18 protein-coding genes are annotated in these 19,681 nt (G+C 62.2%); 8 read left to right on the top strand and 10 right to left on the bottom strand.

Annotated features, from left to right (window positions below; genetic code table 11):
- Window positions 1–21: 21 nt before the first annotated feature.
- Genes ACS92L_RS13205 through narH form a run of 4 tightly spaced genes read right to left on the bottom strand, consistent with a single transcriptional unit; the run spans window position 22 to window position 3,859 of the window.
- Window positions 22–840 (bottom strand): peptidylprolyl isomerase, encoded by an 819-nt coding sequence (locus ACS92L_RS13205; RefSeq protein WP_438765417.1) that lies wholly within the window; start codon window positions 838–840, stop codon window positions 22–24.
- 12 nt (window positions 841–852) lie between these two features.
- Window positions 853–1,530 carry a respiratory nitrate reductase subunit gamma gene (gene narI, locus ACS92L_RS13200; protein ID WP_438768479.1) on the bottom strand — a complete coding sequence of 226 codons (678 nt, stop codon included), beginning with the start codon at window positions 1,528–1,530 and terminating at the stop codon, window positions 853–855.
- A 21-nt stretch (window positions 1,531–1,551) separates the two neighbouring features.
- On the bottom strand, window positions 1,552–2,289 hold the full coding sequence (gene narJ / locus ACS92L_RS13195; RefSeq protein ID WP_438765415.1) for a nitrate reductase molybdenum cofactor assembly chaperone: 738 nt from the start codon (window positions 2,287–2,289) through the stop codon (window positions 1,552–1,554).
- Window positions 2,282–3,859, bottom strand: coding sequence for a nitrate reductase subunit beta (narH, locus tag ACS92L_RS13190; RefSeq protein WP_438765413.1), 1,578 nt, complete (start codon window positions 3,857–3,859; stop codon window positions 2,282–2,284). The genes narJ and narH overlap by 8 nt, the downstream gene beginning before the upstream one ends.
- A 318-nt stretch (window positions 3,860–4,177) precedes the next feature.
- Here narH and ACS92L_RS13185 point away from each other — a divergent pair, with 318 nt between their 5' ends.
- Window positions 4,178–5,482: an FRG domain-containing protein gene (locus ACS92L_RS13185; protein WP_438765411.1), complete on the top strand. Its 1,305-nt coding sequence runs from the start codon at window positions 4,178–4,180 to the stop codon at window positions 5,480–5,482.
- Window positions 5,483–5,567: 85 nt separating this feature from the next.
- On the opposite strand, the gene ACS92L_RS13180 is transcribed toward ACS92L_RS13185, so the two are convergent.
- Together ACS92L_RS13180 and ACS92L_RS13175 are read right to left on the bottom strand one after the other, a co-directional pair.
- Complete coding sequence (locus tag ACS92L_RS13180) at window positions 5,568–6,245, bottom strand: RES family NAD+ phosphorylase (protein ID WP_438765409.1); 678 nt, start codon at window positions 6,243–6,245, stop codon at window positions 5,568–5,570.
- The gene (locus ACS92L_RS13175; RefSeq protein ID WP_115854118.1) at window positions 6,242–6,643 is read right to left on the bottom strand and encodes an antitoxin Xre-like helix-turn-helix domain-containing protein; all 402 of its coding nucleotides are present in this window, start codon (window positions 6,641–6,643) and stop codon (window positions 6,242–6,244) included. The genes ACS92L_RS13180 and ACS92L_RS13175 overlap by 4 nt, the downstream gene beginning before the upstream one ends.
- A gap of 230 nt (window positions 6,644–6,873) precedes the next feature.
- Between ACS92L_RS13175 and ACS92L_RS13170 the strand changes: the two genes are divergently transcribed.
- The gene (locus ACS92L_RS13170) at window positions 6,874–8,913 is read left to right on the top strand and encodes a glycerophosphodiester phosphodiesterase family protein (protein ID WP_438765407.1); all 2,040 of its coding nucleotides are present in this window, start codon (window positions 6,874–6,876) and stop codon (window positions 8,911–8,913) included.
- A 42-nt stretch (window positions 8,914–8,955) separates the two neighbouring features.
- Here the strand turns inward: ACS92L_RS13170 and ACS92L_RS13165 are convergent, their stop codons facing one another.
- Together ACS92L_RS13165 and ACS92L_RS13160 are read right to left on the bottom strand one after the other, a co-directional pair.
- Window positions 8,956–9,339, bottom strand: a complete 384-nt coding sequence (locus tag ACS92L_RS13165; RefSeq protein WP_438765405.1) for a hypothetical protein — start codon at window positions 9,337–9,339, stop codon at window positions 8,956–8,958.
- A 153-nt stretch (window positions 9,340–9,492) separates the two neighbouring features.
- Window positions 9,493–11,547, bottom strand: a complete 2,055-nt coding sequence (locus ACS92L_RS13160) for a TonB-dependent receptor family protein (RefSeq protein WP_438765403.1) — start codon at window positions 11,545–11,547, stop codon at window positions 9,493–9,495.
- A gap of 164 nt (window positions 11,548–11,711) precedes the next feature.
- On the opposite strand from ACS92L_RS13160, the gene ACS92L_RS13155 reads away from it, so the two are divergent.
- Both ACS92L_RS13155 and ACS92L_RS13150 read left to right on the top strand, forming a co-directional pair.
- Window positions 11,712–12,263 carry a TetR/AcrR family transcriptional regulator gene (locus ACS92L_RS13155; protein ID WP_438765401.1) on the top strand — a complete coding sequence of 184 codons (552 nt, stop codon included), beginning with the start codon at window positions 11,712–11,714 and terminating at the stop codon, window positions 12,261–12,263.
- Complete coding sequence (locus tag ACS92L_RS13150; protein WP_438765399.1) at window positions 12,260–13,393, top strand: MFS transporter; 1,134 nt, start codon at window positions 12,260–12,262, stop codon at window positions 13,391–13,393. Before ACS92L_RS13155 ends, ACS92L_RS13150 begins: the two co-directional genes overlap by 4 nt.
- A 116-nt stretch (window positions 13,394–13,509) precedes the next feature.
- Here ACS92L_RS13150 and ACS92L_RS13145 read toward each other — a convergent pair whose 3' ends face one another.
- Window positions 13,510–13,782 (bottom strand): hypothetical protein, encoded by a 273-nt coding sequence (locus tag ACS92L_RS13145; protein ID WP_438765397.1) that lies wholly within the window; start codon window positions 13,780–13,782, stop codon window positions 13,510–13,512.
- A gap of 87 nt (window positions 13,783–13,869) precedes the next feature.
- On the bottom strand, window positions 13,870–14,223 hold the full coding sequence (locus ACS92L_RS13140) for a DUF488 domain-containing protein (protein ID WP_438765395.1): 354 nt from the start codon (window positions 14,221–14,223) through the stop codon (window positions 13,870–13,872).
- A 215-nt stretch (window positions 14,224–14,438) separates the two neighbouring features.
- Between ACS92L_RS13140 and ACS92L_RS13135 the strand changes: the two genes are divergently transcribed.
- The 4 genes from ACS92L_RS13135 to ACS92L_RS13120 are packed head-to-tail and all read left to right on the top strand — an operon-like array spanning window position 14,439 to window position 19,436.
- Window positions 14,439–15,275: an ATP-binding cassette domain-containing protein gene (locus ACS92L_RS13135; RefSeq protein WP_438765393.1), complete on the top strand. Its 837-nt coding sequence runs from the start codon at window positions 14,439–14,441 to the stop codon at window positions 15,273–15,275.
- Window positions 15,263–16,126: an ABC transporter ATP-binding protein gene (locus ACS92L_RS13130; RefSeq protein ID WP_438765392.1), complete on the top strand. Its 864-nt coding sequence runs from the start codon at window positions 15,263–15,265 to the stop codon at window positions 16,124–16,126. The genes ACS92L_RS13135 and ACS92L_RS13130 overlap by 13 nt, the downstream gene beginning before the upstream one ends.
- A gap of 24 nt (window positions 16,127–16,150) precedes the next feature.
- Window positions 16,151–17,665, top strand: coding sequence for an ABC transporter substrate-binding protein (locus tag ACS92L_RS13125; RefSeq protein WP_438765390.1), 1,515 nt, complete (start codon window positions 16,151–16,153; stop codon window positions 17,663–17,665).
- Window positions 17,666–17,675: 10 nt separating this feature from the next.
- The gene (locus ACS92L_RS13120; RefSeq protein WP_438765388.1) at window positions 17,676–19,436 is read left to right on the top strand and encodes an ABC transporter permease subunit; all 1,761 of its coding nucleotides are present in this window, start codon (window positions 17,676–17,678) and stop codon (window positions 19,434–19,436) included.
- Window positions 19,437–19,681: the final 245 nt, after the last annotated feature.

Genomic DNA, 19,681 nt, shown 5'->3' with positions numbered 1-19,681 from the left:
TTAAGGGAGGTAACGACCGATCTACTGCATCAGTGCGCCGCCAGCCTCGTCATCGAGTGCGATGCCGGTGACACCGATGGCCTCGGCCAGCGCCAGCAGATAGTGGCGCAGGGCGCGGCGAGTGGCCTGCTCGCGCAGGGTGTGACGCACCCGGTCGATCACGGCCTCCAGCGGCAGCGTTTCACTCTCGAGGCGCTGATCGAGTTGCACCAGATGCCAGCCGTAGCGCGAGGCCAGCGGCCGATCATGCAGGCCCTCGGGCAGGTGTTTCAGGGCATCATCCAGCTCCGGCACGGTCTGACCCGGCGAAAGCTCCCCCAGTGACCCGCCGGTCTCTTTTGAGGGGCAGGCCGAATGGCGCATGGCGACTTCATCAAAGCGCTCCGGATGCTCGGCAAGCTCGGTGAGCAGGGATTCCCCCAGCGTTTTCATCTCGTCACGCGCGTTTTGATCATCCGGCGCCGCCGGCAGCAGCACATGGCGCACCTGATAGCGCGGCGGCGTACAAAAACGATCGCGGTGGGCCTGAAAGTAGCGTTCACAGGCCTCATCATCGGGCTCGGGCGTGGTCAGCGCCTGATCCAGCAGCGTGCTGATCGCGCCCTGCTCATCGTTGTGGGTCGCCTCCCGGCCCAGCGTCATTTCCGCCTCCTGACGCAAAAGCTCACGGATCACCAGCGCGCGCGCGGCTTCCAGCTGCGCCGTTTCCGGTGAGTCTGCGCCGTGATACTGCATCTCCGAGGCAATATCAAACGGGTTGATCGAGGTATTGCCCACCGTGATCGGCGGCAGGGCCAGGCTCGGGTCATCGGGCAGGATCTGTGTGTCGATCATCTGCATGGTGTTGTCTCCTCAGGCGCGGCGGCGTACCAGCTGATAGCGACGGCCGATGTAGCCAAACGGCGCGCTCCAGGCGTGGACCAGGCGGGTGAAGGGAAAAATCATCACGATGGTCAGTCCCACGAAGATGTGCAGCTTGTAGATCACGCCCACATCCATCAGATGGCTGGCGGCGCCCGAGCGGAAAAACACGATCGACTGCGCCCACTCGGCCAGCGGCAGCATCACGCTGCCATCGAGATGGTCGACGGCGGCAATAATGGTGAAAAGCCCCAGCGTCACCTGCACTATCAGAAGCGCCAGAATCACGATATCCCCGGTGCTCGAGCTTGCCCGCACGCGCGGGTCAAACAGGCGCCGATAGAGCAGGATCATGCCGCCGACCAGACACAGCACCCCGGCAATGCCGCCGACGAGGATCGCCATGATCTGCTTGTTGCCGGGTGTGATCGCCCACTCATAGGCCCAGTGCGGCGTAAGAAGGCCGACCAGATGACCAAAGAAGATCACGATGATGCCGACGTGAAAGAGATTGCTCCCCAGGCGCATGTGCTTTTTGGTCAGCATCTGGCTCGACCCGGTCTTCCAGGTGTACTGGCCGTGATCAAAGCGCAAAAGGCTGCCCAGCAGAAAGACCGTCCCGGCCAGGTAGGGGTAGAAGCCGAACAGTAGGGTATGGGTGTAATCCATCATGAGAGTGACTCCCGGGGCTCAGTGACCGTGAACTGCCGAAGCAGGATCGATGACACGAACGGGTTCGGCCTGCTCGCGCGCGCTCTGACGCTGCTGCGCGCGGCGCTGACCGGCAGCGGACTGCACTGCACAGTCCTGATCGGAGGTGCTGGAAAAGCGCACGGCTTCCTCTTCCCATACCGCATCCAGCGCGGCCGGGGTGTCATCACGCGTCTCTTCGCGCACCTTGTCCTGATGCTCGGTAATCTCGTCCTCGGCACCGATCAGCGCCAAAAGCGACGCCGTGGCCAGCGCCTGATCGGCCTCACGCTCTTCAAGCCGTGCGGTCAGGCGCGCCAGGATATGGGCGATCTCGCCGAGTTGGCCGGCAATCTCGTCTTCCGTCCGGGTCGAGAGATACTCCAGAAACAGCGGCAGATAGTCGGGCAGCTCGCGAGCATCCAGCTCGAAGCCCGCCTCGCGATACTGCGCCAGCAGATCGACCATCGCCTGGCCGCGGTCCCGCGACTCGCCGTGAACGTGTTCAAACAGCAGCAGCGAGGTCGCCCGGCCCTTGTCGAAAAGCGCCACATAGTCGGCCTGGAGATCGAGCAGATCGGCCTGGGCCAGGCGGCGAATCCAGCCCACCAGCGTTTCCCGTCGCAGGGGCGTGAGCCGGTCCTCGGCCTTGATCACTGCCGTCATTTCGGGGGCGGCCTGTTGCAGCGCCTTCGTGGGGTAATCCAGCAGTCGTGCCAGTACGATCAGACTACGCATGGCGATCCTCCTCACCCTCATAGGGGGCCACTTCGGGCTCGTAGTGCGACACCACCGGCTTGACCAGCGTGGAGGTCTGTTTGCGACCGCCAAACAGGCTGCCGGCGCTGTCGCCGCCGTTGCAGCCCTGACCGAACGTGAAGCCACAGCCGCCGCGCTCGGGGAAGGCCTCGCGGGCCTGTTCGCGGTGGGTGGAGGGAATCACGAAGCGGTCCTCGAAATCGGCCAGCGCCAGATAGCGATACATGTCCTCGATCTGCGCGGCAGTGAGCCCCACGGCTTCCAGTACCTCGGTCGCCTCGCGGCCTTCGACCTGCTGGGCGCGCTTGTACAGACGCATTGCCATCAACCGCTTGAGGGCGCGGATGACGGGTTCTTCTTCCCCGGCGGTGAGCAGGTTGGCCAGGTAGCGCACCGGGATACGCAGCGACTCGATATCCGGCAGCACGCCGTCGGAGGGCACGTTGCCCTGATCAAAGGCGGACTGGATCGGGGAGAGCGGCGGCACGTACCAGACCATCGGCAGCGTGCGGTATTCCGGGTGCAGCGGCAGGGCCAGCTGCCAGTCGATGGCCAGCTTGTAGACGGGGGAGGCCTGGGCGGCCTGGATGACGTTCTCTTCAATGCCGTCGCGACGCGCCTGGGCGATCACTTCCGGGTCATGCGGGTCGAGAAATATCTCGCACTGGCGATGATAGAGATCCTGCTCATCGGCGCTGGCGGCGACCTCCTCGATGCGATCGGCGTCATACAGCAGCACGCCCAGCGAGCGGATGCGGCCCACACAGGTCTCGGAGCAGATGGTCGGCTGGCCGGATTCGATGCGCGGATAGCAGAAGATGCACTTCTCGGATTTACCGCTTTTCCAGTTGTAGTAAATCTTCTTGTACGGGCAGCCCGACACGCACATGCGCCAGCCGCGGCATTTGTCCTGATCGATCAGCACGATGCCGTCTTCCTCGCGCTTGTAGATCGCCCCGCTCGGGCAGGACGCCACGCACGCCGGGTTCAGGCAGTGCTCACACAGGCGCGGCAGATACATCATGAAGGTGTTTTCAAACTCACCGTACATGTCGGCCTGAATGCGATCGAAGTTCTTGTCGCGGCGGCGCTTTTCGAACTCGGTGCCCAGAATCTCCTCCCAGTTCGGGCCCCACTCGATCTTTTGCATGCGCTTGCCGCTGATCAGCGAGCGCGGCCGCGCCACCGGCTGATGCTTGCCCTCGCCCGCTCGGTGCAGGTGCTGGTAGTCAAAATCGAACGGCTCATAGTAGTCATCGATCGCCGGCAGCTCCGGGTTGGCAAAGAGCTTGGCCAGCACGCGAAAACGCCCGCCGATGCGGGGTTCAATGGCGCCATCCTTGCGGCGCAGCCAGCCGCCTTTCCACTTGTCCTGGTTCTCCCACTCCTTCGGGTAGCCAATGCCGGGCTTGGTTTCGACGTTGTTGAACCAGGCGTATTCCATGCCTTCGCGACTGGTCCAGACGTTTTTGCAGGTCACCGAACAGGTGTGGCACCCGATACATTTATCGAGATTCAACACCATGCCCACCTGTGAGCGAATCTTCATAATCACGGCCTCCACGACGATCGCGCATGGACTGCCCGCCACCGGCAGGATGCGCAGTTATGGGGCCCAGCGTGCGCGTGGTGGGGAGTGGTGGTTTTGATGCAGGTCAAGGTGGGCAGGGTGGGAAACGGCGGCTACCTCTTTGGAGGTAGCTATCAGGCATCTACATTAACCCTTTGTATTCATATAGTTGCGTTGAAAAAAAATCCTTTAGGGATGGTTTTTTGAGATGAGTGATTATTTGGTGGTATAAGTATATTTTATTTATTAATAAAATATAAAATAGACGAAAAGCGTTTAAAAATAGTGAGGTTCAATGTGTATAATTTATTAGTTACTGCGCAGGAAGAAGCTTGGGAAAATGAGGTTGGAATTTATGTATATGATAAAAGTAGATTTTTAGAGCATACAAAAAATGATGTAAAAGCGAATTTTAAAGATTTAGGTCCGAGCGATATAGAAAAGCTAAAAAGCTATCCATGTCTTTTTGCATATGAAGGCCCTTCTTCTGAATACTATATTGGTAAAATATCTGATATAAAGGTTCGGTTTAAAGATATAGTTATAGAATTTAGCTTAGATAAAAATACCTTACCAATAAGTTTTGAGAAAATAAAAAAAGTTGCTCCTCTTTTAGACATAAGTGATTGGGAGACTAATAGAACTCACTGGGCGGTCAAAGATGAGGACTTAATTGATATATTGGAAAGATATAACCTAGTTTTTAATAAAAGAGATATATTCCTTGGAGTCTATGACCAGAAGCTGTACAAAGAAAATCAAAACTATGAAATAAAGCAGTTGCAGGCTTTTATTGGTCAAATTTTGTCTTTCAATCAAAATAATAAATATGAGTTCTTTTATAGAGGTCATTCCAAAAAGAATACGTACAAGATAAAACCTTCATTGTTTAGAGAAAATGAGGAGGGTGGTTATCTTTACCTACAGAATGAGCATATATTGTATAGAGAGTTATTAGTATCCAACTCGGGTGATTTCGAGTCGGATGTTTATACGCTAGATAAGCTAGTGCGAATGCAGCATTACTCTTTACCAACGAGGTTGCTAGATATAACTTCCAATCCACTAATTGCGTTGTATTTTGCATGTAAATCATCGAGCGATGAGAAAGGAGAAGTTATTATATTTTCCATAACAAGAAAAGATATAAAATACTTCGATTCAGATGTTGCTAGCTGTATTTCTAATTTAGCACGCCTGCCAAAATCAGAAAGGGATTCAATAGACTTTTCTCTCAACAAAGAAGATTTCAATAAACAATTGCCTATAAGAAGACTTGTCCATTTTATTCGAGAGGAAAAGCCTTTCTTCGAGGCAGTTATAGAGCCCAAAGATTTGAAAAGAATAATTTGCGTTAAAAGTAAAAAAAGTAATGATAGGATTTTGTCTCAATCAGGCGCCTTTTTATTATTCGGCCACGAAGCTGTTTTCGATGAAAAAGGAAGTTTCGAGATTGAGGTTAAAAGATTAACGATAACCAATAAGAGTTCGGTGTTAAAAGAGCTTGATACTCTAAATATAAACGAAAGCACGGTTTTTCCATACATAGAAAATTCTGCAAGGTATGTTGCAGATAAGTATAAGAATGAGAGTTCAAAATAAAATTTATATATAAAATATAGCCTGTTTACTATGAAGCCATTAATGGCCAAAAATTGTCTTTTTAGTGAAGAGAACCTCGGTCTCTTCACCCCACCCACGTTAGTTCCAGCACATGACGAATCCGCTTGCCATCCCAGTCGTAGCCCAGGTGTCGGCCCTGCCGGATGGCGCTCATCACGGGCGGGCGCAGTACCGCTGCGCATTCACCTTGCGGGTCTCTCACGCTGGGGTAGACGATGCCATCGGCCCCTTCTTCCCGAAGGCGCAAGCCGAAGGCCTGCCCTTCGTGCCAGCTGTCGGGGCTCAATATTGGCGCCGCATCAGGATGGTGTCGCAGATCAAACAGCTCGCCCTGCAGATCGGACAGATAAACGCGCTGCTGTAGCTGCATCGGTGGTTCACTGGACTGCCTCATGAACCGTTCCATGTGATAGCGCGTCTCGGCAATGGCCGTGGCCTCGGAGAGGGCACAGTAATAGACGCCGAAACTGCCATCGCTGAAGCGGGAGCCTTGCCCGCTGAAGTGGCAGAAGGCCGCCATGACGGGCGTCCAGCCCGGGCCATAACGCCGATCTTCTTCGGGCACCCTATGGATCGAGCCGGCTTGTTCTCTCAGGCGCGCAGATGTCTCGCCTTCCAGCTGGGCCAGCAATGCCCGGTCGTCGGGCTCGGCCACGCGCTCGAACAGATCGATGGGGGGAAAGCGTGAAGGCACCACCCGGTAGCTGGGTTGCCAGTGTAGTGCTGTACGGGGAAAGCTCATGCGTGCCCGGCACCTCGTGCACCGTCCAGGTGCTGCCGGACCACGTAAAGATCGGACACCAGGCCGCTGCGCAGTCGATCCAGCGGGGCCTGCCCCGAGAACAGCGGGTTTCGGTTGGCACGGCGCAGCCAGCTGTCGGCGGCATCCGTTCGCGGCAACAGAATCTGCAGCGCCTTGTAGATGCCCAGAATCAGCGACATCCGCTCCATCTGACTCTGGTCCAGCCGCGCCTTCTCAGGGGTCTGTTTCCAGCGGCGATAGGTGCCATCAGGCACGCCCAGCAGCAGTGCGGCTTCCTGCTCCTTCAGTCCCCAGTCCCTGACAATATTGGGGTAGGTGCGCATGGCCGCGGCACTCATGTTCTGACGCTCCCCATGGGACATCGTGGTGATGGCCAAGCGGCCTCCTTCGTTCATATGGCGGTTTTTATTCATTTTAAGCCAAATGAAGGCTTTGTCACTGTTGATGATGGCCATTACATGACTGCCATTACCCAACCCTCGCCCCCGGCAACCTTTCTTCTACCCGTTATTACACTCGGGATACCGGTACATCATCGAATGGTCATGTGCGACGCCTAGCGTCGATCCGGCAGGTCTTTCCCACTTCCTTGTTGAGGATTCGCACCATGCCCTTGTTCGATCGTCCGTTTCTCACCACCTCCCCCCGCGACGGCTTTGATATCGATATGGCGCGCCTGGTGGATTTCAGCGCCGATGATTTCGATCTTGTCGCCCATCGCGGCGCCAGCGGCTATCGCCCCGAACACACGCTGGAGGCCTACCGCGTGGCCATCGAGCAGGGGGCCGATACCATCGAGCCTGACCTGGTGCCCACCAAAGATGGCGTGCTGGTAGCGCGTCACGAGAATCTGCTCAACGACACCACCGATGTGGCCGAGCACCCCGAGTTTGCCGAGCGCTACACCACCAAGAGCATTGACGGGCGCGAGTACTCGGGCTGGTTTACCGAAGACTTCACGCTGGCCGAGCTCAAGACGCTGGGCGCGCGCGAGCGTATCCCCGAGATTCGCGGCGACAACATCGCCTATAACGACAAATTCGAGATCGCCACGCTGGAGGAGATGATCGCGCTGGTGCGTGAGGTGGAAGCTGACACCGGGCGCGAGATCGGCATCATCCCCGAGCTCAAGCACCCGACCTATTTTGCGAAGGAAGGCACCCTGCTCAGCGGTGAGCGGATCAACATCGATACCAGCCAGCTGCTGATCGATACCCTGGTGGCGGCGGACTTTACCGCCCCCACGCGCCTGTCGATTCAGTCGTTCGAGGTGGAAAACCTGATGCGTCTGGACAAGACCATCATGCCGGCGGCGGGCGTGGATCTGCCGCTGGTACAGCTGATCGGCGGTGGCGGTACGCCCTGGGATATCCAGTACAACTTCAACCGCGACAACGACGGCGCCAACCGCTGTGCCTACAAGGATCTGGATACCAGGGTGACGGCGGAAACCACCTACAGCGATCTCTGGACGCCGGAAGGTGCCATGGCGGTGGCCGGCTACGCCGATATTCTGGGGCCGTCAAAAAGCGTGATCCTGCCGACCCGGGCACTCTCGGTGCCGGTGGATGGCGACGGCAACGGCCAGGCGCAGGTCAGTCAGGTGGCGACCGGTGAGCAGAGTGCGCTGGTGGCCAACGCGCACGCGGCGGGCCTTGAAGTGGTGCCCTACACCCTGCGCAACGAGGAGAGCTTTCAGGCGCTGCACCCGGACGGCACGCTGCGCACGCCCGTGGAGGAGTATGTCGGGCTGATCTCGACCGGCATCGACGGCGTGTTCACCGACTTCCCCGCCAACGGGCGTCAGATCATCGATCAGCTGGATGCCGGCGCGGGCGTGATCGCCCACGATCGCAGCGATATCGCCCTGCGCGAACTGCTGGTGCTCGACAGCAGCGAGCTGAACGCATCACACGGCACCGCGGGGCTGGATGTGGCGCTGTATAGCGGTGATGGCACCCTGGCCCTGCCGTTTAATGTGGAAAACGCCCGGCTGCGCGGCACCGATGACACCATCGTGGTGGGCCATGCGGGCAACAACATTATCGCCGGCAATGCCGGTGACAACGTGATCTACAGCGGTGGCGGTCAGAACATGATCGACGGTGGCTATGGGCACGACATGCTGATTCTGCCCGGTACTGCCGATGACTACAGCATGGATATCGTCGGCGGTCGGCTCGTGATCACCGATCGCAACGGCGATCAGACCCAGGCGATCAACATTCAGGAGCTCACCTTTACCGACAGCGATGGCCACTACGGAATCTTTGCCACCGGGCAGGCGGAGTACTCCGGCGTTTCACGCGCCTTCCTGGGCCGTGGGCCGGACGCGGAGACACAGAGCATCATCGCTACCTATAGCCGCCGCGGCATCGAGCTGGAAGACCTGGGCGGCGGGCTGGAATACACCACCACTTTCCGTGAACGCAGTGATGCGCTTGATGACAGCCAGTTCGTGCAGACGCTCTATACCGACGTGCTGGGCCAGTCGCCCGATGACGAGAGTCTGGCGTTCTGGACCGCAAAGCTGGAAGACGAAGAGATCAGTCGTGTGGAGCTGGCCTGGGACATCGGCACCAGCGATGACTATGCCCAGGTGGTCGCACTGGTCGATCCGGGCCAGGAGTGGTGGGCCGCGGCATAAGGTGTGATCAGGCCCCCGTCCGTTGTCGGGCGGGGGCTTTTTTTATTGGTAATACTCGACGATGGCTCGGCCCTGCTCGTCGCTGTCGACCCGAGTGGTAACGGTGTCACTAAGGTGGCCGAACACATCGGCGTCACGCACCAGATCCTGATCGTCAAATCGAAGCGACATCTGGTCGCCGACGTGGGTTTCGGTAAATTCCCTGAGCGCGCCGCTGCACTCGGCCGAGTCGATCAGATCGACCGTGACGGCGGGGTTTGACGCCTCGTCATGATCCAGAGCGATGCGCTCGACGCAGTCCCTGTCGATGGGGTGCGTATAGCTGCCGGATTGGAATACCAGCCCGTCGTCGGAGCGGTCGGGCGCCTCACCGCTGCAGCCGGCAAGTGCGATAACAAGGGCGAACGGATAAAGGCTGGCTTTCATGTAGCGGCACTCTCTGACAGGTGAAATGACAGTTCTGATCAACACTGTAGCCTCAAAACCGGCGGCCGGCAGGGGCAAGGCGCCCTGGATGGGGTGGCCGATCAGACCCGCGCCGGCGAGTCCCTCGCCGGCGCAGGCTCTCTCTACTTTTCTCTAGAACCCGACTTCCAGCCCGGCATAAAAGGTCCGCCCCGGCGCCGGCTCAAAGTAGCGGGCGTTGCTGGCGTTGATGCGGGTGTTGGCGAAGTGCTCGCGGTCGAACAGGTTACGAATGCCGGCGTAGACGTTGAGGCTCGTGTCTCCGCCGAGCTGCCAGCCCTCCCCCGCACGCAGGTTGATCAGCCAGTAGCTGTCGACGTCCACATCGTTGGCGTTGTCGGCCACCATGTCGCCGATGTACTGGGTTTCCAGCGTGGCAAAGCGCTGATCCCGCCCCTCCCAGGTCAGCCAGTTGACCCAGGTCTGCTCCGGCAGGCCGGGAATGCGGTTGCTGTCATAGCGCTCGCCGTCGGCTTCGAAACTGTCAAAGCGGTAGTGGGCCAGCGTCAGCGCGCTGTCCAGACGCCAGGTCTCATCGATCTGCCAGCCGAGTGCGACTTCCAGACCGTCGCGGTCGGTGTCGCCGGCGTTTTGATAGAAGGTGCGATCGTCATCCCCCTCAAGGGTGTAGGGCACCAGCTCGTCACGCACGCGCACCGAAAACAGCGCCACGTCGTAGTTCAGGCCGTTGCGGAAGTTGCCCCGCAGGCCGATCTCGCGGTTCCACGCCTTCTGTGGCTCCAGGCCTGCATTGAAGCCGCCGCCTCTGGCGGGGTTGGCAAACTCCGAAAACGTTGGCGTCTCGAACGAGGTGCCGGTGTTCACGTAGGCCTGATGATCGGGCAGATAGCGATAGCTCAAGCCCGCCGAGCCGCTCCATTCGTTGAAGTGGCGATCGCCGCTGTTGTCGCCCTCGGTGGTCAGGTCATCGTCGATCCTGAGTCTGACGCGGTCGTAACGCGCGCCCAGCGAGGCCGTCCACTGATCGGTCAGATCGAGATCGCCCTGTAAAAAGATGCCGGTCGAGGTGGCGCTCTGGGTCTCGTCTTCGGTTTTGCCGGTGACGTCGCCGCTGAAGGCGACGTTGCGCCGCCAGCGGTCATCGCGCTGGCGCGCGGCGTCGATGCCGGCCACGTAGCGCAGCGGCATCTCCCCCAGGCTCAGCGTCTGATGGTACTCGGCGCTGCCGCCGAAGAAGTCGCGGTCATAGCCCAGCAGGCTGTCACCCGGATAGGGCAGCTGCTGCTCGAAGTGGCGCCAGGTGTAGAAGCTTTTCAGATAGAGCTCGCCGGGCCCGGCAGAGAGATCCTCGTACTGCAGCCCCACCACCTGCTGATCAACACTCTGGCCGGTGTCATATTCCCGGGTGAAGGCGCCGGCCTGATGGCGCTTGTCGCCGACCTGCTCGCGGGTCAGCCCGCCCGGGTCTTCCGAGCGCGGGTTATCCAGCAGATTGACGATGGCGGTGAGCGCGCGGTCATCATCCAGCTCGCGGCGCAGTCTGGCGTTGAGCAGGTACTTCTCCACCGAACTGTGGTCGCGGTAGCCGTCCTGATTGAGCGCCGAGAGGCTGACGTGGTGCGACCAGTCGCCATTGGCGCCGCCGGTCTGCAGCGAGGCCTTTTTATAGCCGTCGCTGCCGCCTTCTACGCGCAGGCGCGTGCCCGGGTCATCGCGCCCGTCGGCGGTGGTCACCGAGATCACCCCGCCGGCGGCGTTGCCGTAGAGCACCGAGGACGGCCCGCGGATCACCTCGATGCTCTCGGCGCTGTCCAGATCGATGGCATCGACCTGGGCCTGGCCGTCCGGCAGCGTGTAGGGGATGCCGTCCATCAAAATGGTAATGCCGCGCACACCAAAGGGCGCGCGGGCGCCGAAGCCGCGGATCGCGATGCGCTGGCCCTGGGCGAAGTTGTCGCGGTTCTGGATAAACACGCCCGGCACCTGGCCGAGCGTTTCATCCAGGCGCACGCGCTGCTGGCCGCGCTGAATGCTCTCGCGCTCCACGGTCGACACGGCCGCCGGGGTGTCATAGAGCTCGCGGGCCAGGCGTGGCGCGCTGACCACCATGGTCTCCACGGCATCCGTCGTTTCGATCTCCTCGCCATAAGCGGGCCCTGTGGCCACGGCGCCCGCCAGCGCCAGCAGCAGCGTCCTGCGTGATGTCATGTTGTTCCCCTGAAACAGGTTGTTGTGGTGTTGTCGTTATGTTGTTGGATAGGGCGGCGATTCTAGCATCCGTCGCTGACGCGACTCCCTGTAATGGAGCAAGGCATTTCAATAAGCCATGTAATTAAATTGACGGTGTAAACCGATCGTTTTACATTGGAGGTGTGGTTTCACCCCAGGGAGGCGTCAACATGAACATCATGGACAAGCTCGTTACCGCATCGGAAGCACTCTTCGATCGCCACGGCTTTACCGCCACCGGCATGGACAGGCTCACCCAGGGCGCGGGTATCTCGAGTCGCACCCTCTACAAGCACGCCGGCAGCAAGAACGCACTGATCGCCCGGGTGCTTGGCGAACGCGACAAGCGTTTTGCGCGGCGGCTGGAGGTGGACAGCATCGATGCGCTGTTCAAGGCGCTGGAGGACTGGGTGCGGGTGGAGGGGCGGCGCGGGTGTCTCTTTCTGCGGGCGCTTGGCGAGACCGGCGGCGATACGCCGGAGATCGTGGACACGGTGCTGGCGCACAAGGCGCGGGTCGCGGAGCGCATCGCCGAGCTGGTCGAGGGTGAAACCGGACGCGATGATCCGATGCTGGTCGAGCAGATCATCGTGCTCTTCGAGGGGGCCACCGCCGCTGCGGTCTATCGCGGCGAGCAGGCGGTCGTCGCCGCCCGGCAGGCGGCGGCCTCGCTGATGGCGGGAGCGGGCTCATGAGCCCGGCCCTGGCGCTGGGGGCGACCGGCTTCGGTCTGATTGCCGTGTGTTACGGCTTTGCCCGCTTCGCCTTCGGGCTCTTTCTGCCGCAGATCGATGCCGATCTCTCACTGTCTTCCACCCTCAGTGGACTGATCTCCGGCGGCGCCTTTCTGGGTTACTGTCTCGCCATTACGCTCTCGGCCTGGCTGACCGAACGGCTCAGCGCCCGCATCGTGGCCGTCGGTGCGGCGCTGGTAGCCGCAGTGGGCATGGCCGGCATGGCGCTGGCCCCCTCGGCGCCCTGGCTGGCCGCGGCGGTCATGCTGGCCGGCGCCAGCACGGGGCTGGCCTCACCGCCCATGGCGGCCGCCGTGGCGGCCGCGGTTCGCCCCGAGCGACAGGGTGCGACCAATACGGTCATCAACGCCGGCACCGGGGCGGGCGTGGTGATGTCCGGGCCCGTGGCGCTGATGATGGGAGATCAATGGCGACTGGCGTTTGCAGGTTTTGCCGTCGCCGCCGTGGTGCTGGCGGTGGCTGCAGCCTTGTGCGTGCCGAACGATCCCGGTCGCGACCGGAAAACCGCCGGCGGCCTGCCTGCCCTCAACGGCCCGCTCAAACATCTGATTATCGCTGCCTTTTTGATGGGCGCGGCCAGCACCGCGCTGTGGTCCTTTGGCGGGCAGCTGGTGTCGCTGCGGCTGGACTGGGGCAGTACCGGCGCCGGACTGCTCTGGATCGCCATCGGTGCGGCGGGCATGGTGGGGGCGCTGGCAGGCTCTCTGGTGGCCCGCTTTGGCGTGGACCGGGTGCATTGCGTCTTTCTGATCGCCATGGCGGGCGGCACCGTGATGGTCGGCATGGAGGGCACCACGCCGACGCTGGCCCTGGGCGGCGGTGTGTTGTTCGGGCTGGCCTATATCATGATCACCGGGGTCTATCTGGTGTGGGGCGTCTCGGCGCTCCCCGAGCGGCCCGCCACCGGGCTGATGGTCGGCTTTCTAACCATCGCGATCGGTCAGACGGCCGGCGCACCGATCTTCGGGGCACTGATGGAGATGCTCTCCCCTCAGTATGCCGTGATCCTCTTTGCCGGACTGGCGCTGACGGCCGGCCTGGCCCGGGCGGGCAAACTATCTGTCGCCTGACCCGGCGCTTTATGGGCGGCCACTAAAGAAATGTCCGGCACTCGGCCGGGGCATTGACCAATAAAAAAGGGCTGTGCCACCGCACAGCCCTTTTCCACCGAAGGCAGGACGAACGCTCAGCGCCCGTCGGTGCCTTCATCCAGCTGAGCGACGATCGGGTGGCTGATGCAGCGATCGACCAGATCGGTCGAGGCGCCGATGCGATCGGCCACTTCCTGAATCGACATGCCCTGGTCGATGTGCGGCTTCAGCGACATGCCCAGATCCGCGACCGGGTTGCTGCTGCGCTCGTGGCCGCCCGGCTCGGCATCCGGTCCGGTGTCGGTCGCGGCTTCGGCGTCCTCGATCATGGTGGGTGTGACGTCTTCAAGTCTTTGAACAATCGGCATGACAGCTCCCTGTCTCCAGTGCGTGTTTGTGCAGCGTAGAAGAGGGCACCCGACACTTCGAACGCCCTCCGGGTCGTTTGTCGCTTCTCAGCTGGTGCGCTTTAAAAAATCCCGGAGCACCACGGCGTTGTTGCACTCTTCGTCTTTTGCCGCATACACCAGCGTCAGCCCTTCCTTTTGGGCGTGCTCGCGCAGGGCCTGAGCAGGCGTTGAGTCGCGCTCGCGCAGCTCCCGGCGATAGGCGTCATAAAAGCCCTCCCAGCGGTCGCGGTCGTGGCCGAACCACTTGAGAAGATCCCTTGAGGGCGCGATGTCGCGACACCAGTCATCGATGTGAGCGTCCTTTTTGGCCACACCGCGCGGCCACATGCCGTCGACGAGTACCCGGTAGCCGTCATCCTTGTCGCGCGTGTCGTAAATCCGCTTGAGCTGAATCTGCATGTCGCCTCCTGCCGGTGTGACCGTGGATATCCTTCAACGCTTTCCATCAAAATTAGCAGTGCCCGATACAGTCTGCCGACATGACCCGGGGGACACTAGATCGAGCCGGCAAACCCTTCTAAAGGCTTAAGGAAATCACAATACAATGCCTTGATTGTTATGATATAACCTACCAGATATCGAGCCATACAGACTCTCGGGGGCGTGCCTCAATCATGTCGGGAAATACGGTGCTGGCAGTCAACGAGCTGTGTATCCGGGTGGATGGCCAGCCGATCGTGAGCGATCTGTGCTTTCATGTCGCCGCCGGCGAGCGGGTCTGTCTGCTGGGGCCGTCCGGGTCGGGCAAGTCGCTGACCGCGGGGGCCATTCTGGGGCTGTCGCCGCATTCGGTGCATGTCGATGGCAGCGTGTGCATCAACGGTGTGGAAGTGGCCGACATTCGCGCCACCCGCCGCCCGGTGCAGTCACGTTCGGGGATGGTGTTTCAGGACACCCACTCGGCGCTCAATCCGCTGGTCAGCGTCGGCGCGCAGCTGCGCGAGCCCTTCATGCGCTTTCACGGTCTCTCCCGCAGGGCCGCCGACGAGGCGGTCGTGACCCTGCTGCGCGGCATGCAGATGGCCCACGTTGAAGAGATCCTCAAGCGCTCGTCGGCCGAGCTCTCCGGTGGCCAGCGCCAGCGCATCTGCATGGCGCTGGCGCTGGCCTGCAAGCCGGCACTGATCGTCGCCGATGAGCCCACCACGGCGCTGGATGTGCTCACCCAGGAAGAGGTGTTAAAGCTGCTGCGTGAGTGCACCGGCACGGCGGATACCCCGGCGCTTTTGTTTATCTCCCACGATATCGGCGCGGCCTGTCGGCTGTGCGAGCGCGCGGTCATCATCGATGAGGGCCGGCTGGTCGAGAGCAATACGCTGACCCACATCATCGCCAACCCGCAGCACCGCTTTACGCGCCAGCTGGTGCGCGCCCTGCATGAGAGCGCCCCGGGCCGGCCGCCCTTTGCCCCTGACTTTGATGCCCGCGAGGGGCTTTTGTGCACGGCATAGATTCCGGCGATGCCTCGGCGCCGCTGTTGTGCGCCGACGGGCTTTACAAGCATCTTCACCAGCCGAGCCTGGCGTTCTGGCGCGCGCGACAGGCCCGCACGATTCTGCGCGATATCCACCTGTCGATTCACGCCGGCGAGCGCATTGGTCTGGCCGGCGTCTCCGGGGCCGGCAAGACGACGCTTTTGAACCTGCTGCTGGCGCTGAAGGCCCCTGATGCCGGGTCAATCAGCTGTCAGGGGCGCGCCGTGCGACCGGCCTCGGTGCGCGCGCTGCGCTGGTATCGCCGGCTGGTGCAGTACATTCCCCAGGACCCGGCCGCCTCGCTCGATCCGCGCATGACCGTGCGCGAGCTGATCCGCGAGCCGCTGGTGCGCTTAAGCGTTGACGACCACCACGGCCGGCGCATCGACGAAGCGCTGGCCCGGGTGGGCCTTGATCAAAAGTTTCTGAGTTACCGCCCCGGGGCGCTGTCCGGCGGCCAGGCCCAGCGCGTGGCGATTGCCCGCGCCGTGGCGCTGCGACCGCGGCTGTTGCTGGCCGATGAGCCGCTCAGCGGGCTGGATCTGCCGGTGCGCGCCCGGGTGATGCAGCTTTTCGATGACATGAGCCGCCTTGATGGCACCGCCTTTGTGATCATCTCCCATGATCTTGCCGTCATGCCGCGCCTGTGCGAGCGCACGCTCATTTTGCACGACGGCGCCATCATCGAGGACCGCCCCACGACGGCGCTGTTTGAAGCCCCGGCGCATGAGCACACCAAAGCGCTGGTGCACGCCGCGCATCTGGATCACGACATCACGTCGATGATGCCGGCGACGCCTGCGACCGCTCTTTATCCCGTTTCTTGATACCGACTGCCCAGGAGATCCGTCTTGATCCTTCGTCACGCGTTTTATCTGCCCGCCATGGCGCTGTCACTGGCCCTGCTCACCGGCTGTCAGCAGGAGGAAGCCACCGAGGAAGAGACCAGCGCCTCTGACAATGAGCGCCTGCGCGTGGCGATGCTGCAGCCGCCGCGCTCGGGGCTCAATCCGCTTACCGATGACGCCTTCAAGCTCTCGCGCTGGCGTACCGCCGAGACCCTGATCCGCCTGGATGACAACAACGATCCGCAGCCGTTTCTCGCAACCGAGTGGGAACAGCTCGACGAGCGCACCTGGCGCTTCGAGATTCGTGACGATGTGACCTTTCATGACGGCACGTCGCTCACCGTCGAACAGGTGGTACACGCGCTGACGGCGGCCACCAACGCCGTACCGCGGCCACGCATTCTCGATGGCGTGAAGATGACCATCGAGGCCGACGGCGACAACGCCGTGCGGGTGCAGACCGAACACGCCGATCCGCTGGTGCCCAATCGACTCTCCAGCCCGCAGCTGGCCATCATGGCGGCGAAGGCCTACGGCGAAAACGGTCGGGTCAACCCGATCGAGGCCGGCACCGGGCCGTTCGTATTAAAGGAGATCAACGGCACCCAGAGCGCCCGGCTGGATCGTTATGACGGCTACTGGGGCGAGCGCGCCGAGCTTGCCGGCATCGACGCCGACTACGTGCCCGACGGCACCGCCCGTGCCGCGGCGCTGCGCACCGGCACCGCCGATGTGGTCGAGGCCGTGCCGGTCTCCCAGGTCGCGCTGGTTGACCCGGAGCTGGTTCACGAGGTGCCGATGCCGCGCACCAATACGCTCTATCTCAATACCGACCGCGGCGTGTTCAGCGATTCAGGGATGCGCGTCGCGGCGCGCGAGGCAATCGACCGGGCGGCCATCGTCAGAACGGTCTATGAAGGACGCGCCGATGAGGCGCGTGGTCTGCTGGGACCGGCGCTGGCCTGGGCCGACGGTCTGCGCTCGCCGATCGAGGGCCGTGCCGATGCCGCCGACCCGGGCGGCGCCGACATTACGCTGGGGACCTTCACCGACCGGGCCGAGCTGCCGGAAGTGGCGGTACTGCTGGAGCAGCAGCTCGAGGCGGCCGGCTTCACGGTCCATCAGGAAGTGCGCCAGTACGCCCACATCGAATCCGACATGCTTTCCGGGGCGTTTGACGCCGTGATCCTGTCGCGCGCCACCATGCTCGATTCCGGTGACCCGGTCGCCTACATGTTCAGCGACTTCGCCTGCGAGGGCTCCTTCAACATTGCCCAGCTCTGCGACCCGGCGGTCGATGAGGCGCTCGCCCGCGCCGCCGATCTGCCCACCGGCGACGAGCGCCGTCAGGCGATCATCGATGCCGAGGCCGCCATCCTGAGAACCGATGCCGCCGTGCCGATGCTGCACGAGCGCGTCATTCAGGGGGAAGCGACGCGGGTATTGGACGCCGTGCGTGACCCGCGCGAGCGCGAGCTGATCTCCGAGCACACGCGCCTTGACGGCGCGGTACAGTAAGGCGCCGGTGATGCACACTTCCGGGGCCGTTATCGCCCGTCCGCCCGTGCTGGCCGCGCGCCTGCGCCTTCTGGTGCCCACGCTGTCGCGTCTGGTGACGCTGGCCAGCGTGGTGGTGCTGGTGGGGCTGTTGCCTTGGCTATCCGGTCGTGATCCGGCGCTGAGCATCCTGCGCGCCCGCGCGGGGGATCAGAACCCGACACCGGAGGCGCTGGCCGCCATCCGCACCCAGCTTGGGCTCGACATGGGCCCGTGGGAGAAGCTTGGAGACTGGCTCTGGGGGCTGATGCACGGCGATGCGGGCCTGTCGTGGATCTCCGGCGGGCCGGTATTGCCCGGCATGCTTCAGGCCACCGGCGTGTCACTGACGCTGATGTTCGGCGCCCTGCTGGTGGCGCTGGTGACCACCGTATTGCTGTGCGTGACGGCGGTGCGTCGCGGCCTGCTGGGCGAGCCGGCACCGACCTCCGGTGCGCTGGGGGCGACGCTTACGGCGCTGCCGGAGTTTCTGCTCGCCGCCATCCTGCTGGTCATTTTCGCCGCCGGGCTCAACTGGCTGCCGCCCTATGGCTGGGGTGCGCCGCGCCACATGGTACTGCCGGCGCTGGCACTCGGGCTGCCGGCCGGGGGCCTGCTGGGGCGGCTGTTCAGCGATGGCCTGACCGCCAGTTTCTCCGAGCGCTGGGTGGCGACCTGGCACGTGGCGGGCTTCACGCGCCGGCGCATTGCCCTCGCCGTGCTCAAGCGCACCCTGCCCAGTCTGCTGCCTCAGGTGGGGCTGGTGATCGTCGGGCTGACCGGCGGCGCGATTGCCGTCGAGCAGGTGTTCTCGATTCCGGGGCTGGGGCGCGCCACGCTGGGCGCGGCCTCGGCGCAGGATCTGCCGGCGCTGCAGACCGGCATTTTGCTGCTGCTGGCGATTGCCGTGGTGCTCGGCGGTGCGGCGGGCCTTGGCCGCACGCTGCTGCTGGGGCGCACCCTGCGCGCCGGCGCCATGCCGGTGACCCATCATGAGCACCATCACGGGCGCTGGCAGTGGCTGGTGCCGGCCGTGGTGGCGCTGCTGCTGGTGATCATCATCGTTGCCGGCATGGGTCGTGACCCGCTCACCTCGAACTATCTTCGCCTGCAGACGCCGAGCCTTGATCTGCCGCTGGGCGCCGATGGTACCGGACGCGATATTCTCGCCCGCGTCAGTCACGGCGCGCTTTCCACCATGGGCATGGCGCTGGTGGTGGTCAGTATCACCTTCGTACTGGGGGTTCTGATCGGGCTGATGCCGCGTCTGGCCGCCGGGCCCATCGAGGTCACCAACGCCACCCCACCGGTAATTGCCGGGCTGGTCGTGGCCGGACTCATGGGGCCGAGTGCCGGCGGCGCCATTATGGCCGTCACGCTGGTGAGCTGGGCACCGCTGGCGGCCCATACCGCGGCGCTGGTGACCGAAGTGCAGGGCCAGGCGCACGTGCGCATCACGCCCATGCTGGGGGTGGGTCGCGTGCGCCTTCTCACCCGCTACGTGCTGCCGGCAGTCATCGGTCCTGTCTTTCGCCACGCCATGCTGCGCCTGCCCGGCATCGCGCTGGCGCTGGCCGCGCTGGGCTTTCTGGGTCTGGGGCCGCGTCCGCCGGCGCCGGAGTGGGGGTTGCTTTTGGCCGAGGGCATTCCCTATCTGGAGCGCGCCCCCTGGGCGGTACTGGTCCCGGCACTGGCGCTGGTGCTGATGTCGGTACTGGCCGTGTCGCTGTCGAGTCTCTGGCGGCGTGGCTGAAAACGCCTGGATGGAAACAACAAGGGCGCCCCTCATGTGAGGGGCGCCTTTTTAATGGGTCACGATTGGTCGGCACTTGAAAAGCTGGCCGAACAGATCGCGTAGAGGTCATCGGCCCTGGACGCAGCCTGCAAAAAACAAAAACTTACCAGGTTTCGCTTAAGGTGATCGAAACGGCACAAAACATTTCACTGTCTTTATTAGCATGTTCTTGCTTTAAAAAAATACCGATAACGCAGGGATTT

Source organism: Kushneria halocnemicola, assembly GCF_965650455.1.
GTDB lineage: Bacteria > Pseudomonadota > Gammaproteobacteria > Pseudomonadales > Halomonadaceae > Kushneria.
Note: the sequence above shows the minus strand (reverse complement) of the source record. Positions and strands in the feature narration are given on the sequence as shown.

Bases quoted from the DNA above. Each gene is read 5' to 3' on its own strand.
- ACS92L_RS13205 (WP_438765417.1), bottom strand. From the start codon at position 840: ATGCAGATGATCGACACACAGATCCTGCCCGATGACCCGAGCCTGGCC.
- narI (WP_438768479.1), bottom strand. From the start codon at position 1,530: ATGGATTACACCCATACCCTACTGTTCGGCTTCTACCCCTACCTGGCC.
- narJ (WP_438765415.1), bottom strand. From the start codon at position 2,289: ATGCGTAGTCTGATCGTACTGGCACGACTGCTGGATTACCCCACGAAG.
- narH (WP_438765413.1), bottom strand. From the start codon at position 3,859: ATGAAGATTCGCTCACAGGTGGGCATGGTGTTGAATCTCGATAAATGT.
- ACS92L_RS13180 (WP_438765409.1), bottom strand. From the start codon at position 6,245: ATGAGCTTTCCCCGTACAGCACTACACTGGCAACCCAGCTACCGGGTG.
- ACS92L_RS13170 (WP_438765407.1), top strand. From the start codon at position 6,874: ATGCCCTTGTTCGATCGTCCGTTTCTCACCACCTCCCCCCGCGACGGC.
- ACS92L_RS13165 (WP_438765405.1), bottom strand. From the start codon at position 9,339: ATGAAAGCCAGCCTTTATCCGTTCGCCCTTGTTATCGCACTTGCCGGC.
- ACS92L_RS13160 (WP_438765403.1), bottom strand. From the start codon at position 11,547: ATGACATCACGCAGGACGCTGCTGCTGGCGCTGGCGGGCGCCGTGGCC.
- ACS92L_RS13150 (WP_438765399.1), top strand. From the start codon at position 12,260: ATGAGCCCGGCCCTGGCGCTGGGGGCGACCGGCTTCGGTCTGATTGCC.
- ACS92L_RS13145 (WP_438765397.1), bottom strand. From the start codon at position 13,782: ATGCCGATTGTTCAAAGACTTGAAGACGTCACACCCACCATGATCGAG.
- ACS92L_RS13140 (WP_438765395.1), bottom strand. From the start codon at position 14,223: ATGCAGATTCAGCTCAAGCGGATTTACGACACGCGCGACAAGGATGAC.
- ACS92L_RS13135 (WP_438765393.1), top strand. From the start codon at position 14,439: ATGTCGGGAAATACGGTGCTGGCAGTCAACGAGCTGTGTATCCGGGTG.
- ACS92L_RS13120 (WP_438765388.1), top strand. From the start codon at position 17,676: ATGCACACTTCCGGGGCCGTTATCGCCCGTCCGCCCGTGCTGGCCGCG.